This is a genomic window from Bacillus crepusculi, assembly GCF_014764715.1.
Classification (GTDB): Bacteria; Bacillota; Bacilli; order Bacillales; family Bacillaceae; genus Bacillus.
Map to the genome: position 1 here is coordinate 12,258 of NZ_JACXXE010000003.1, position 15,376 is coordinate 27,633.

The 15,376-nt window shown below is 41.0% G+C and carries 13 protein-coding genes; 1 reads left to right on the forward strand and 12 read right to left on the reverse strand.

Going from position 1 to position 15,376, the window contains the following annotated elements:
• Nucleotides 1-4: 4 nt before the first annotated feature.
• The 11 genes from spoVE to IEE86_RS06885 all read right to left on the reverse strand — a co-directional run bounded on the left by spoVE (nucleotide 5) and on the right by IEE86_RS06885 (nucleotide 14,051).
• On the reverse strand, nucleotides 5-1,105 hold the full coding sequence (gene spoVE / locus IEE86_RS06835; RefSeq protein ID WP_024424259.1) for a stage V sporulation protein E: 1,101 nt from the start codon (nucleotides 1,103-1,105) through the stop codon (nucleotides 5-7).
• Between the two features lie 59 nt (nucleotides 1,106-1,164).
• Nucleotides 1,165-2,520, reverse strand: a complete 1,356-nt coding sequence (gene murD, locus IEE86_RS06840) for a UDP-N-acetylmuramoyl-L-alanine--D-glutamate ligase (protein ID WP_191096548.1) — start codon at nucleotides 2,518-2,520, stop codon at nucleotides 1,165-1,167.
• Entirely contained in the window at nucleotides 2,521-3,495 is a 975-nt protein-coding gene (gene mraY / locus IEE86_RS06845) for a phospho-N-acetylmuramoyl-pentapeptide-transferase (RefSeq protein WP_034317997.1), read from the reverse strand. It abuts the gene before it with no gap.
• Nucleotides 3,496-3,631: 136 nt separating this feature from the next.
• On the reverse strand, nucleotides 3,632-5,107 hold the full coding sequence (locus tag IEE86_RS06850; protein WP_191096549.1) for a UDP-N-acetylmuramoyl-L-alanyl-D-glutamate--2,6-diaminopimelate ligase: 1,476 nt from the start codon (nucleotides 5,105-5,107) through the stop codon (nucleotides 3,632-3,634).
• 212 nt (nucleotides 5,108-5,319) lie between these two features.
• Nucleotides 5,320-7,239: a stage V sporulation protein D gene (locus tag IEE86_RS06855; RefSeq protein WP_191096550.1), complete on the reverse strand. Its 1,920-nt coding sequence runs from the start codon at nucleotides 7,237-7,239 to the stop codon at nucleotides 5,320-5,322.
• A 126-nt stretch (nucleotides 7,240-7,365) separates the two neighbouring features.
• Nucleotides 7,366-9,516: a penicillin-binding protein gene (locus tag IEE86_RS06860; RefSeq protein ID WP_224740879.1), complete on the reverse strand. Its 2,151-nt coding sequence runs from the start codon at nucleotides 9,514-9,516 to the stop codon at nucleotides 7,366-7,368.
• A gap of 7 nt (nucleotides 9,517-9,523) precedes the next feature.
• On the reverse strand, nucleotides 9,524-9,871 hold the full coding sequence (ftsL, locus tag IEE86_RS06865) for a cell division protein FtsL (RefSeq protein WP_191096552.1): 348 nt from the start codon (nucleotides 9,869-9,871) through the stop codon (nucleotides 9,524-9,526).
• A gap of 36 nt (nucleotides 9,872-9,907) precedes the next feature.
• Nucleotides 9,908-10,840: a 16S rRNA (cytosine(1402)-N(4))-methyltransferase RsmH gene (rsmH, locus tag IEE86_RS06870; RefSeq protein WP_191096553.1), complete on the reverse strand. Its 933-nt coding sequence runs from the start codon at nucleotides 10,838-10,840 to the stop codon at nucleotides 9,908-9,910.
• Nucleotides 10,841-10,906: 66 nt separating this feature from the next.
• Entirely contained in the window at nucleotides 10,907-11,338 is a 432-nt protein-coding gene (mraZ, locus tag IEE86_RS06875) for a division/cell wall cluster transcriptional repressor MraZ (RefSeq protein WP_003211163.1), read from the reverse strand.
• 128 nt (nucleotides 11,339-11,466) lie between these two features.
• Nucleotides 11,467-13,086: a bacillithiol biosynthesis cysteine-adding enzyme BshC gene (gene bshC / locus IEE86_RS06880; RefSeq protein ID WP_191096554.1), complete on the reverse strand. Its 1,620-nt coding sequence runs from the start codon at nucleotides 13,084-13,086 to the stop codon at nucleotides 11,467-11,469.
• A gap of 65 nt (nucleotides 13,087-13,151) precedes the next feature.
• Complete coding sequence (locus IEE86_RS06885; protein ID WP_191096555.1) at nucleotides 13,152-14,051, reverse strand: 2-dehydropantoate 2-reductase; 900 nt, start codon at nucleotides 14,049-14,051, stop codon at nucleotides 13,152-13,154.
• 210 nt (nucleotides 14,052-14,261) lie between these two features.
• On the opposite strand from IEE86_RS06885, the gene IEE86_RS06890 reads away from it, so the two are divergent.
• The gene (locus IEE86_RS06890) at nucleotides 14,262-14,741 is read left to right on the forward strand and encodes an N-acetyltransferase (protein ID WP_191096556.1); all 480 of its coding nucleotides are present in this window, start codon (nucleotides 14,262-14,264) and stop codon (nucleotides 14,739-14,741) included.
• Between the two features lie 47 nt (nucleotides 14,742-14,788).
• Here IEE86_RS06890 and gerR read toward each other — a convergent pair whose 3' ends face one another.
• Nucleotides 14,789-15,328 (reverse strand): sporulation-specific transcriptional regulator GerR, encoded by a 540-nt coding sequence (gene gerR / locus IEE86_RS06895; RefSeq protein WP_191096557.1) that lies wholly within the window; start codon nucleotides 15,326-15,328, stop codon nucleotides 14,789-14,791.
• Nucleotides 15,329-15,376: the final 48 nt, after the last annotated feature.

Below are 15,376 nucleotides of genomic sequence, written 5' to 3' on the forward strand. Positions count from 1 at the left end.
TACATTAATATCTAGCGTATCTGCTTACATTCAAAAGTACGCCAATTGCCATCAGCATTAATGTTAGTGATGAGCCGCCATAGCTTAAAAATGGGAGCGTGATGCCTGTCACAGGGATAAGTCCAGTGACAACTGCGATATTAATCATCACTTGAATGGCAACCATTGAAATGATACCAACTGCTAAGAAACTTCCGTATAAGTCTGGTGCCCCAAGTGCTATCCGTATGCCTCTCCATAACAGAACACTAAAGAGCAACAAAATGAGTGATCCGCCTATAAAGCCGAGCTCCTCAGACAAAATCGCAAAAATAAAGTCCGTTTGAGGCTCAGGTAAATAGAAAAATTTTTGTCTACTTTGACCTAGACCCATTCCGAACAATCCGCCTGGACCAACAGCGTATAAGGATTGAATAATTTGAAACCCGCTGCCTAGTGGATCCTCCCAAGGGTTTAAATAAGACGTAATTCGTTTTATTCGATAGGGTGCTGATAAGACAAGTGCAGCAAAGCCACTTAGCCCTAGAAGACCGAGAAAGATAAAGTGAGCAATTCTCGCACCTGAAACAAAAATCATAATAATACAAGTTCCAACCATAACCGTTCCTGTCCCCAGGTCCGGCTGCAGCATAATGATGGCAAATGCAGAAAACACAATACCTAACGCTGGCGCAAAACCTTTACGGAAGGACGTGATATTTTTTTGTTTTTCAGATAAGAATTTTGCGAGAAACGCAATCATCGCAAGCTTCATAAATTCAGAGGGCTGAATACTAAACGCACCGACACCGATCCAGCTTCTTGATCCATTTCTCTCCATACCAATACCAGGAATCAGTACAAGTAGCAGGAGGAGGAAACAAACAGCAATCAATATCTTTGACCAAGTCCGCCACGTCCAATAATCGACTCGCATAATGAAAAACATCGCGATAACTCCGATTCCGGCAAACAAAAGCTGTCTTTTTGCAAAATAAAACGAATCATCAAATTTATATGATGCCCACACAGCACTTGCGCTGTACACCATAATTAAACCAATCGTCAATAAAAGTAACGTAATGACAACAAGCAAAAAATCCGGAGAAGTTTTCTTATTCGTCACGAGACCGACACCCCAAGCATAATTTCATTTGGGCTGTCAGTCATATGAGAGACAAGCCCTTATTTAAGCATATGCACGGCGTTTACAAACATGTCTCCACGTTCTTCAAATGTTTTATGTTGATCCCAGCTTGCACAAGCCGGAGATAATAAAATCACGTCTTCTTCTTCAGATATGCTAAACGCCGCAGGTACTGCTTGTTCAACATTATCGACATGTTTGACGTGATGTATTCCCAGCTCTTCACCAAGCTTTAAAAACTTAGGTGCAGTTTCGCCAAATGTGATAATTCCTTTCACATTTTTCATAAAAGGTTTCAATTCATCAAATTCATTGCCTCGATCTAGTCCACCTGCTAGTAAAATGGTCGGCTGCTTGAAGGCTGACAAAGCTTTACTTGTTGCCAGTATATTGGTTGCTTTACTATCGTTATAAAATTTTCTACTTTGAATTGTATCGACAAACTGCAAACGATGCTTTACTCCACTAAATGTTGTGAGAACATGTGTGATCGCTTCATTTGAACAGCCTGCATTTTTCACGACACAAATGGCTGCCAAAATATTTTCTTGATTATGCTCACCAGGAAGAACAACATCCTTTAGATCAATGATATGTTCATTCATGTAGTAGATAGCGCCATTTTTAATAAAGGCACCATGTTCTACTGGCTCTTTCACCGAGAAAAACACCTTTTTCGCTTTTGATCCTTCTGCTAGCTTAACGACAGATGGATCATCTAGGTTGATCACAGCTACGTCATTTTCATGTTGATGTGCGTATACTTTCTGCTTTGCTTTTTCGTATTCTTCACGAGTATGGTGATAGTCTAAATGTGCGTCAAAAATATTTAAAATCAAGCTGATTTTGGGTCTGAATTCAACAGTCCCCATTAACTGAAAGGAAGAGAGCTCAGTGACGATCCATTCATCACCAGTTGAATTTGCAGCGACTTCGCTGGCAACTGTTCCAATATTACCTGCCACTAATGTTTTTTGACTGTCTTTTTTTAGCATTTCATAAATCAGTGTAGTCGTAGTGGTTTTCCCATTCGATCCGGTAATCCCAATAAAAGGAGATGAGGTCAAATGATAAGCTAATTCTATTTCAGTCCAAACTGGAATTTGGCGTCGAAGTGCCTCTTGAACCATCACATTCTCATATGGAATTCCAGGATTTTTAATTAAAATCGTAATTTCTTTATCTTCGAATATACGAAGAGGATGACTGCCACAAATGACATCGATCCCCTTTTCAGAAAGTAGCTGTGCTGGCTCATTTTCTTCAAACGATTTTTGATCATTTACTGTTACGTTTACTCCGTGTTCGTGAAGAATTGAGGCGGCCGCATATCCACTTTTTGCAAGACCTAATACTAGTACATGTTCGTTTTTTAACATTTGCATCTTATTCAATTATAACCACACCTCGATGTAAATTCCTAAAACAGCAAGTAATAAACCAGCTGTCCAGAAGGTGACAACCACTCTCCACTCAGACCAGCCAACTAACTCATAGTGGTGGTGAAGCGGACTCATCTTAAAGATTCTTTTTCCAGTTGTTTTAAAGGAGATAACTTGAAGGATAACGGATAACGTTTCAACAACAAATACTCCGCCAATAATGACGAGTAAAATTTCAAGCTTCGTTAAAATCGCAATCGCTACAATGGCTCCGCCTAAAGCCAGTGATCCTGTATCACCCATAAATACTTTTGCAGGGTGCGCATTAAACACAAGGAAACCAAGGACGGCTCCAGCAACAGCTACTGAAAAGATCGCCACATCATATTGAGATTGATTCCAGGCAAGTATGGCAAAGGCTCCGAAAGCAATGGCAGCTGTTCCAGATAATAGACCATCAAGTCCATCTGTTAAGTTCACCGCATTAGAACCACCGACAAGCATGAAAATGACGAGGATAAAGTAAGCCCATCCTAAATCAAAGCTGACATCTGTTCCTGGAATGCGAATCGTCGTTGCAAACTGATAATAATGGAAGACTGCATAAAAAATCACTGCGATCACAATTTGACCGATCAATTTCTGTTTCGATGTTAATCCAAGATTTCGCTTCATCGCTACTTTAATATAATCATCTAAAAATCCTAATAAACCGTAGCCAAGCGTGACAAATAACAATAAGAACATTTCTGGACTAATCTCAGAGAATTTATTGATCATCACAATTGTTGTAATGGTGATAGAAAAGATAATCATAATTCCGCCCATTGTCGGTGTGCCTGATTTCTTTTGGTGAGATTGTGGACCTTCTTCTCTAATACTCTGACCAAATTTAAGTCTTCTTAAAAACGGTATAAAAATCGGGGATAAAAGAACACTGATTAAAAATCCCATTATGATTGTAAACAATATCACCTGTTCAAGCATCGTTCTTTACTCCTTCCGAATTTCCAAAGCCGTTTTCCATCAGAAAATAGCATTCATTATTATGATATTCATTCGAAACTTTCATATGTTGTTTTTGTACAAAATGCTTCATTTCATTACACTCTTTTCATCAATTTTAAGATTTGTTTAGATCTAAAATAGCGTCCACTGCAACCTTTGCATCATCAAAGTCGTAGACTTGATCGCCAATAATTTGGTACGTCTCGTGGCCTTTTCCCGCAATTAAGACGGTATCGCCTTTTTTTGCATTGGCAATCGCAAAAAAGATGGCTTGTTTACGATTCACAAAGCTATGGTAATATGCCTCAGGTACACCATTTTCCATATCTTTTAAAATAGCTGATGGATCTTCACTTCTTGGGTTGTCTGAAGTAAATACAGGCTCATCTGCATATTTCACAGCGATTTGAGCCATTTGAGGACGCTTTGTTTTATCACGATCTCCACCGCAGCCGATCACACAGAAAATTTTGCCCTCAGTTAATTCTCTACATGTTGTGAGGACATTTTCTAAGCTGTCAGGTGTATGCGCGTAGTCAATGATGACAGGGAAGTCTTGATCACAGTTCACAAGTTCAAATCTTCCTTTGACTCCCTCCAGCTCTTCAATAGCACTAACGATTGTCTCAAACGTTAAGCCAGATACAATTCCTACTGATACAGCTGCCAGAATGTTATACACATTGAATTTCCCGATAAGGGCAACTGTCACCTTCTTTGTGCCGATTGGTGTGATCAAATCAAATTGAGTTCCCTTAGGCTTGATTTGAATATTTTTTGCCATGACATCTGCTTGTTGCTCTAAGCCATATGTCATAATTTCAGCAGCTGTGACCTTTTCAAAATAACTCGAAGCGTCATCATCAGCATTTAAAATTGCGTGCTTCGGCTTATCATGATGAAAGGCACTTCCAAGCTGGGAGAATAGCAAGCTTTTCGCGTGTTTATATTCTTCCATTGTGTTGTGATAATCAAGGTGATCCTGCGTCAGGTTTGTGAAAACAGCAATATCATAATCACATCCATGCACCCGGCCAAGATGGAGTGCATGTGAGGATACTTCCATAATGGCCGTATCTACACCTTGATCAAGCATCTGTTTAAAGGTTTTTTGAAGTGTAACACTCTCAGGTGTTGTGTTTTTCACATCGAGAATGTCATCATTCACCTTCATATACATCGTACCAATTAAGCCAGTTTTCTTTTCGGCTTTTCTCATCATCTGTTCGATCATGTGTGTTGTTGATGTTTTTCCGTTTGTTCCTGTGATCCCGATGAGATGTAGCTTATGAGTTGGCTGCCTGTAAAACGCATCAGCGATTCGTGCAAGTGCTCTTTGAGAGTGTTTCACAATAATGACTGGTACATCAGTTATGTTAAGAGGGTGCTCTGCTACAATCGCCGCAGCCCCGCTTTTCACCGCTTTTTCAGCATAATCATGTCCATCTACTGTATAGCCTTTTATACAGACAAAAAGGCTCCCTTTTTTCACTTCTCTTGAATCCATTTCAATAGAAATGATCTCGGGATTTTCGTTTATCAATTCGTTGTTTTCACTTTTAAAGTATGTAAGGAGTTCTTGTAATTTCATTTTTATATCAAACCTCTCAAATTCGTTCACGTGCATGTCTTGTGAAAAAAACACACAGTCTATATTTTATCGTAAAAAAAAGGATACATCCAGCGTATTCCTTAAGTTTCTCTTGGAAAAAACACACTTTGTGCTCTTTTTTTAAAACTGCCCTTCTCTTTCAACAAAAAGAGGCAGCCGAATGAGTGCGGCTACCCTCTGTTCATTCTTTATTATTCATCGTTTAAGTATAATCTGATCGTTGAGCCTTCTTTCACCTTTGTCCCAGCAGCAGGTGATTGCTTCACCACTTTACTACCAGTACCTGAGGCATCGATCTTCAGGTTAATCAGGAGGGATTCAAGGTCAGAAACAGATCCCCCTACAAGATTCGGTACCTCAATGGTTTTTGTGTCCAGCCACTGGTACTTCTTTTCAATTTGTCCTTTTCTTTTTTTCACACCCATCTCAGGCAGGCTGTCTCGCATAATATGACCAACTATTGGTGCGGCTACTGTCCCACCAAATTGAATGGTTCCTTTTGGGTTATCAACGGCTACATATACAACGATGCTAGGGTCATCAGCAGGCGCAAATCCGATAAATGACACAATGTGGTTGTTTTCCATGTATTTTCCGTCCTTTACCTTCTGTGCTGTTCCCGTTTTTCCGCCAACCCGATACCCTTCAACAAATGCATTTCGTCCAGTTCCTTGAGCGACTACACTTTCAAGTGCATATCTGATTTCTTTTGATGTTTCTGCTGAGATCACTTTCTTTTTGGCAATCGGTGATTGCTTTTTTACAATTTCTTTTGTGACCGGATCTATCCATTCTTTTGCAATATAAGGCGTGTAAAGTGTCCCGCCATTTACTGCGGCCGCCACTGCGGCTACTTGTTGAATCGGCGTAACGGAGACACCTTGACCAAAGGCAGTTGTTGCCTGCTCTACAGGACCTACTCGATCAAGGGGAAACAAAATGCCTCTCCCTTCCCCTTGAAGGTCAATTCCAGTTTTCTGGCCAAAACCGAAATTTTTAATATAGGAAAATAATTTATCTTTTCCAAGACGGTCACCCAGCTCTACAAAGCCCGGGTTACAGGAGTTTTGCACCACTTCTAAAAATGACTGTGAACCATGTCCTCCTTTTTTCCAGCATCTGAGTCTTGCTCCATCGACCGTCACAGATCCGCTGTCAAAAAAGTGATCGCGTTTTAAATTCACTTTCTTTTCTTCTAATGCTGCTGCAAGTGTAATAATTTTAAACGTTGATCCCGGCTCATATGTGCTCCAAACTGGTAAATTCCGGTTAAATACTTTAGGATCAACTGATTGATAGTCAGCTGGATCAAAATCCGGTCTGCTTGACATCCCAAGTACTTCACCATTTTTCGGGTTCATGGCGATAGCGATCATGCCATCTGGTTGATATTTTGCCTGCGCATTGTCTAATTCTCGTTCAATAATGGTTTGTACTTTCGAATCAACCGTTAATTTCATATCAAGACCATCTTTAGGCGGTGTATAATCATCTGCTTCATCTGGCATTTTCTGTCCTTTTGCATCGGAATAAAATTTCACAGAGCCTTTTTCACCTTTTAGGTCATCATCATAATAGGCTTCCAGCCCAAGCAAACCTTGATTATCAATTCCAGCAAAGCCTAGTACATGGGATAGGAAACTGCCAAATGGATAATGTCTGATGCTGTCTTCTGCTACATAAACACCCTCTAAATCAAGCTCTCTTACTTCTTTTGCTTTTTCATGAGATACTTTTCTGCCCTCAGGAGAAATTCGTTCAATTGATGTTTTCTTCGTGACGTGCTTGTACGCTTTCTCCTCAGACATATTCAGCACTGCCGCCAGTTTCTTGCTTGTTTCTGCAGGATCTTTAATTTGCCGCGGGACGACCAAAATGGATGGTGCACTTTTGTTCGTCGCCAGCTCTATCCCATTCCGGTCCAAAATATCTCCTCGTTCCGGTTCAAATGGGAGGTTCCGGCTCCATGAATCTTTTGCTAAGCTTGTCAGCTTTTCGCCCATAATAAACTGTACATATCCTAATCTAGTATCTATGATGAAAAAAATGATCACCCCAAACAGCAGCACGAAAAGCAATCGTTTTCTCACTGTTACACTCGACACTCGCACGCCCGGCTCACTCCTTACATATGGCTTGTTTCCATCATATGCAGGCTCGTCTTTTTATAGAACGGTCTCGTCTATCCCACTGGAGCAATAGAAAAAACCTAGCAAATGATTTGCTAGGTTTCGCAGTTAATTTGGACTTTTAAATGTGACAGTGACGACCTTATCTGAAATCTCCGCTCCACTTTTGACACTTTGTTTGACAGCATATCCTTGTCCATTTGTTTCTATATGCACACCGGAAATGGATGCATATTGGAGGACTTCCCTTCTGGACCAGCCCGTCATATCAGGCATCTTTATGGTTTTCCCTGCTGTTTTCAAGAAGACTTTCTGGCTTTCAGAGAATTCAGAGCCCGCACTCGGCCACTGGCGTTTAATGGAGAGACCATCGCCAATGACAACAGGTGTTAAGTTTTTATTTTTCGCTTCTGCTTCTGCCTGCTTCACTTCTAAATCGAGGAATGAAGGCATGGTTTCTTGTTTCACCTTTTGTTCGCCTGATTTTTTATCGTCTGTTTTTGTTGGTGCGATATTTAAATATAGCAGACTATTTTTCATGACAGGGTTAAAGATTTGTGAAACTGGGGCAGAGCCTGTTTCTGTTTCAGACAGCTGCGGCTGCTGTACGGCCACATAAACGAGCAGCTTCGGATCATCTTTTGGCGCCATGCCCATGAATGAAAAAACGTAATCGTTTCTTCCCTGAAGGTAACCGCCGGCACCACCAATTTGTCCTGTCCCTGTTTTTCCAGCGACGTCAAAGCCTTTGATTTGATAAGGCTGACCTGTACCAATTTTCGAGGACACAACCTCACCTAAAATGTCACGAACCTTCTTCGCTGTATCAGATGAAATCGGCTTTCCAGCTACTGTTGGTTCGTGCTGTAAAATCGTTTTGTTTGTGTTCGGGTCTGTAATATGGTCAATGACATATGGCTTCATCATCGTTCCGCCGTTTGCAATCGCAGTCGCTGCTTCGATTTGTTGGATTGGCGTAATGGCAGACGCTTGACCATAAGCCGTCGACGCTTTGTCATATTCGTATCTGTAGTTGATTTTGCTAGACGCTTCATTTGGCAAGTCAATTCCCGTTTTGTCATAGAAATGGAATTTTTGCAAATATTGTTCGTATCTCGTGAAGCCTAGCTTTTCCTTTGCCAGCTTTGCAAAGGCCACATTTGAAGAACGGAGAACACCTTGATGAAAATCAATTTTCCCCCAGCCATTTCCGTTGTTGTGGTCCCTTACAAGACCGCCGCCTACTTTATAAGTACCAGATTGATATTTGTCACTGCCTTGGTAGACCCCTTCTTGGATTGCCGCAGCGAGTGTAAAGATCTTCATCGTTGAACCTGGTTCAAACGCGTATGAAATCACATCATTGTTATAGTTCGTAATGTCTAGTTCATTTAAATTAAAGCTCGGCCGCTGTCCCATCGCGAGAACCTTTCCGGTTTTCGGATCAACAACTGTCGCAATGATTTTCTTCGGCTTATATTTTTTAGCAACCTGCGTCATGCTTTCTTCAAGAAACGCCTGAATTTTTTGATCGATGGTCAGCGTGACGTTTTTCCCGTCCTTTGGGGCGACAATGTCTTCTTTACTATTAGGAAGCGCCCATCCGCTTCTGTCACTATTATATGTCACATAGCCGTCTTTTTCTTTTAAATATTTGTTCAGCGCCTTCTCAAGTCCCATCGCACCTGACATGTCCTTCGTCGCCTCATCTAATCTTGCATAACCAATTAAGTTAGAAGCAAACATGCCGTTTGGATAATATCGCTTCGTGTCTTTTTCAAATGCGATCCCAGGAAGCTTTAGCTTTTCAATTTTTTCCTTTGTTGAAAAACTAATGTCTTTCCCGGCTTTACCAAACTCGACTTGGAACGCACCCTTTGTATTCAGACGCTTTAAGATTTCGCTTTCGCTCATATCAATGACTTTTGACAGCTCTTTTGCTGTCTTTTCTTTATCGACGACATGCATCGGGTGCTTTGGATCTACCGTCATTTTCTTGCTCATGATGGCAATGAGTTTATACACAGAGGTGTCCTCTGCAATCACATTTCCATTTCTGTCTAAAATGGACCCTCTTTTGGCTTCAAGCGTTTTCTTCGATTGATATTGTTCATTTGCCTTGGCAGCTAGAACCTGTCCATCAACCGTTCCAGTAATCTGAATATAGATAAAACGTACAAGGATGATAAAGAAAAACAGGGCGAAGCAAATACTCGCAATTGCCGCGCCTCTGTTCATCATTTTATTCTTTTTAGGCATCGCCATGTTAATCGACCTTCTTAACATCTTTCGATATGCTTAAGCCTGCTTTTTTAGCGGCTTCGATGATTCTCTCTGGTTCACTTAGCAAGTCTTTTTCCTTTTGTAGCTCTGTGATCTTCTTCGATTCTAAAGATACTTGCTGTTCTAATTTCTGCACTTCGATGTTGGCATGATAGACAGCAAAGGCTTTAGAAATAATGAGAATGGAGCTGCACATAAGAGCCATGACAAACATGACAAGTAAGACTTTTTCACCAAGTGTGATAGAACCTCTTCTTCTAATGACAACCGCTTGGCCTTGCTGCTCTGTTTGATGTTGCTTTACTTCTCTTTGGTAAGCCAAATTACTCATAAGAAACCTCCTTTTTATCATCATCTATGGTGTCATTTACTTTTTTTCTGCAATTCGGAGCTTCGCTGAACGGGCACGGTTGTTATGTTCCAGCTCTTGTTCTGATGCGACGATCGGTTTTCTCGTGATCAGCTTCAGTTTTGGTTCAAGTCCTTCTGGAATCACTGGTAGTCCGTGCGGAAGTTCTGGAAGAGAAGACATCTCTTTAAATGTACTTTTACAAATCCGATCTTCAAGTGAATGGAATGTAATGACAGAAATTCTCCCCTTCGGATTGAGTAACTCTATTGCTTGTTCTAGTGCTTCTTCAAATACTTTCAATTCGTCATTTACGGCAATTCGGATCGCTTGAAACACTCTTTTTGCTGGATGTCCGCCCGTTCGTCTTGCAGGGGCGGGAATTCCTTCTTTGATAATGTCGACAAGCTCCCCCGTTGTTTCAATCGGTGCTTTTTTTCTAGCTTCTTCAATTTTGCGTGCGATTTGCTTGCTGAATTTCTCTTCCCCATATTTGTAGAAAATCCGAACTAAATCTTCAAACGGCCATTCATTCACCACTTGCTTTGCCGACAATGCAGCTGATTGATCCATTCGCATATCAAGAGGTGCATCATGATGATAACTAAAGCCTCTCTCTGGTGTATCGAGCTGAGGAGACGACACACCAAGATCAAAGATAAAACCGTCTACGCTTGTAATGCCTTGTTCATTCAGACATTCTTTTAAATATCGGAAGTTGCTTTTTATGAAAAGAATGTTCGCTTTTGAATCTGCGAGCTTCTCTCGTGCATAATCCAGTGCAGCATCGTCTTGGTCAAAACCAATTAATGTACCTTTTTCTGATAATTGAGATAGTAAATATGAGCTATGACCTGCGCCGCCTAGCGTGCAGTCCACATATGTACCGTCTTCTTTGACATTCAAACCGTCAACTGTTTCTTTTAATAATACTGTCTCATGTTGAAACATGATGTTATGGTCCCACCTTTTTCAAATAGAAATGAATGTGTAGAAAGCTTGCTGCACAAGGGATTATTATATATCAAATCCAATCATGTTTTCAGCAATTTCAGCAAAAGAATCTTCTTGCTCTTCTGTATATTGTTCCCAGATCGACTTACTCCACAACTCAATTCGATTTGAAACGCCGATGACCACACATTCTTTTTCGAGTTTTGCATATTGGAGTAGGTTTGATGCGATGTTAATGCGTCCCTGCTTGTCCAGATCGCATTCGACTGCGCCAGAGAAGAAAAAACGGGTAAACGCACGTGCATCTTTTTTCGTTAGCGGAAGTGCTTTGAGTTTCTCTTCGATTAGTTTCCACTCACTCATAGGGTAGCCAAATAAACATTGATCAAGCCCTCTCGTCAGCACAAACTGTTCTCCGAGACCGTCTCTAAATTTAGCAGGGATGATCATGCGCCCTTTTGTATCAATCGTATGTTGGTATTCACCCATGAACATGATAAACAGAGCCCCACTTTCTCACCCATACTCTCCACTATCCACCACTTCTCTCCACAAAACTTATTCTACACTGTTTCTACATAAAAAAAAACCCTGAACTAGTCAGGGTTCATTAAAACTTTATTTCAAAGTTTGACAATTTGTTGCTTGTTTTGAAATGAAAATGGCATATTTTTGAATGTTTTGAAGAATTCTGGACCATATTTGTTTAAAAAATACATGATATTCCAAATTCTTTCTTGAGGTGCATTTAGTGGTTTTAAACTATTTTCAATCCGTTCAAAGTCACGAAGGATATATCTTTCCTTCTCTTCCACACGCTGAGCCACCTTTTGATATACAAATTGAAGCTGGTCTTCAATAAATTTGGCATTTTTATCTAGAAGCTGCTCAAAGCTCGGTTCAATCTCCAGCGCTTCTTGTCTCATCACGCCATGAACATTTGCTAATTCACGTTTGGCCTGTTGAACTGCTTGAACGAAACTGTCGGGAAGGCTTTGCTGAAAGTGCGCGTCCCTCTTTTCTTTGACTCCGTTTGTCAGCACTTCTTCTAGTGACAGATCTCTGACTGGCAGTTTTTTGTCAATATGCCTTTCAAGAATGGTGACGTGCAGTCTCGGAAGAACAGGTGCCATCTTCACTTCAAAGTATTCAAAAATTCCTTTCAACTCTCCCCAATAGTTGACTTCGCCGTGTCCTGCCATAAAAGCAAGTGTCGGGAGGAGGGTTTCTTGCATTAAGGGGCGCGTCACCACATTGTTGCTAAACCTTTCTGGGTGCTCCTCGACTTCTTGCAAAAGCTCTTCCTTTGTCCACGTAAGCCCCACTTCAGATACAGAAAACTGATGCTGCTCTTTTTCAATGAGGAAACGCTCCTCATCATATTCGTAAAACAGGTTCGCTTGATGGTCACCAGCTTCAATAATCGGCTGATATCCCGCTTCTTTCATGGCAGCCTGCGTTTCATTCAGGCGAGCTGTGATCGTATCACTCGACTCGACAATGTGTTTGAATAGCGTTCGCTCAAGTGGTTTTACGCCTAAATCTCCTGAATTAAAAAGGAGCAGCCCATCTTCTTCAAAGAGATCACTCACAATCCATTCAAAGAAATCAGTAAACGTTTCTGATTTGCGTAAACATCGAAGAAGCTGATCAAGCAAGTCGTTTGTGTAAGCAGATTCTTCATAGGTTGAAAACACATCACGAAGCCATTTCTCTGTTTTCTCCTGCTGCAGTGGTGTTCTTTTTGCAGCAGTTTTTTTGACGTTATGTAACGGCAGCTTTTGTTTGACCGGGCCTTTTTCACTAGACGTGTACACAAAATTAATTTCATCTACATCATGATCCTCACCGGCTACCCAAAAGACCGGAATGACAGGAACGCCAAGCTCTGTTTCCTTTTCTTTTGCAAACCGAATAATGGATATGATTTTATGTATGGTATAAAGCGGTCCTGCCAGTAGGCCTGCCTGCTGTCCTCCCACCACCATGACACTCCGTTCATCACGGATTTTTTCAATGTTTTGACGCATCGCTGCTGATTCAAACTTTGCATGATATGCGCTCATATAATCAGCTAAAGCCTCGCGCGGGAAGCTCCTTTCCATGAGATCGTCGTATCTCTTTTTCCATGTGTACTCAGAATGTATATCATAATCAAAAAAAGCAGTCATCTCTTTTTTTTCTTCTATATAATCACGTATGAATAAATTCTGACTTCGGATGGAAAGTTCAGTCAATTGCATGTTTAGAACTTCCTTTCTTCAATAAATAGTTAGTTTCCCGAAAAAAGTATAGCATGTAAATGAGTTCACTCAAAAGATTTTGTTTGCTTTTTTTCCAATACTTCCAAGCTTCTATTGAAGAAAGTAAGATGTGGTGCCTGAATCTCTTGAACTTGAGCCTGTTTTAAAAGATAGCCAAGGATGGCTTTTCTTTCGGTTTGGCGGCCATTAACGATATCTTGCAGCATCGACGATTGATTAGCGGCCGTCTTCTCACAAATAGAGACCACATGGGACCAGAGCCGCTCTTTTTCAGACAAGCCCAAAATGGAAACAGCTTCTTCAAATGCGCATTTCATCATGTGTTCATATGAGGGATTTGCGATCAGTTCCCCATTTTTCACATGTAATAAAGCCGTCAGCGGGTTAATGCACACATTGACAAGCAGTTTTTCCTCGAGCACCTTTTTCCATTCATCTGTATAGACCATCTGAAAATGGGAAGATGCTATATTCAATGCATTCCTCACATCTGCTGTTTCCTTATGATGAAATGCCCCCCATTTGATCACACCAATACCTGTATGGTGAACTGCATGATCTGACACCTTCATGGCCCCGTGCTCTACCACACCTATATATAATTGATGCGGCGTTTCCCAATTCTTTAAATCGAATAGGTGGGCCATTCCGTTCTGCAAAAATAAGATCCGCTGACGAGGTAATGTCGATAATTCATCGAGTACATCTTGCAAATGATGATATTTTACCGTCACAATGAGCAGATCACATATTTCTGTTATCCCTGTCTGTGCATGGGCAGCCGTCTGAAATGTTTCTCCTCCTACCGTTCGCTTAATTCCTGATGCTCGAATCTTTTCTGCCTGCTTGTTTCTTCTTGTAAAGACAGTGATATCATGATGCTGTGATAAATAACTAGCACAAAGCAGACCAATCGCACCGCCGCCAATGATTCCAATTTTCAACTGCCGCACTTCCCTTTTTCTGTTTACTTCATCATATCCACTATTTTAACAGTTTCATGTCATGATGCAAAAAGCAGAGGACGCACTATGATTGAATTTTTTTAATTTAAAAACTATAATAATAAGTGTAAAAACTTTTTTAGGCGGATGGGATGAAAACGCCTTCAATGACATCACTGTCGACATTATGTGTGTAAGGGGGAAGATCACATGGCACAAGTAAAACGTCTTCTAATTAATTACAAAACGTTAGAGGAATTTAAACAATTTAAGGAATATGGCATTCAAGAGCTGTCCATGCTTGAAGACCTTGAAAGCAATATGATTGAAAATGACAGCAACTCTCCATTTTATGGGATTTATTTCGGAGATAAGCTTGTGGCACGTATGAGCCTATATCAAGTGGATGGCTCGACGACGACGTATTTTGACCATAACCATGATTATTTAGAGCTATGGAAGCTAGAAGTGCTTCCTGGGTATCAACGCAAAGGGTATGGCGAAGCACTTGTTGAATTCGCCAAATCTTTCGGATTGCCGATTCGAACGGCTCCACGCGTCAAATCTGCCGGTTTTTGGGATAAGATGGGCTTTGAAGCAGTGAAATATGATATGGAACGCGATAAAGGTGAAAATCCACTCATCTGGGAGCCTGCTCATATCCAAAAAAATACAGGTGAATCCGCTTAATGATCGATGACAAAACGCCCCTCCTTTTATGTGTGAGGGGCGTTTTCTTATTTTGCGTAGTCTTTTAAGCTGATATTCTGTTTGACTCTTTCAACAATCCCAATGAGTGCCCGGTAATCTTCTTCTGTCATTTTCAATTGGCGCTTTAAGTGTTCATTTTCTTCTGTGAGTGACTTTAATTGATGATGTGCATCCTTTAGTTCCTCGCGTAAATAAGCGGGACCAGAGGGCTCTTTCTCAAGCTGCTCTAAAAACTGAATCACTTCTCGAAGGGTCAATTCAGCATGATCCGAAGATGTCTTCTCTTCTATTGTCAACGCATGCTGTGGTAAACCTGAGGAATGAATACCGATCTTTTTACGCAGTTCTTTTCGCTGTTTTTTCGCGAGCTCAATGCCTGCTTGGTATTGTTTTCTCACGTAAGAATTCCACCTAAATCCACATGCTGCAGCTGTCCTTGATAGTGCTTTCCCGACTTCTTCAAATGCGGAAAGCTGGGTCCCTCCATCACGAATGTGCCTTAAGACGACTTCTGCTAAAAGTAAATCTTCATCTTGTGTCCATGCGTCCTGCCTTGTCATCGTCAATTAATCATCCCCCCTGAATCTGAATACCACATCATATGCGCTTACTAG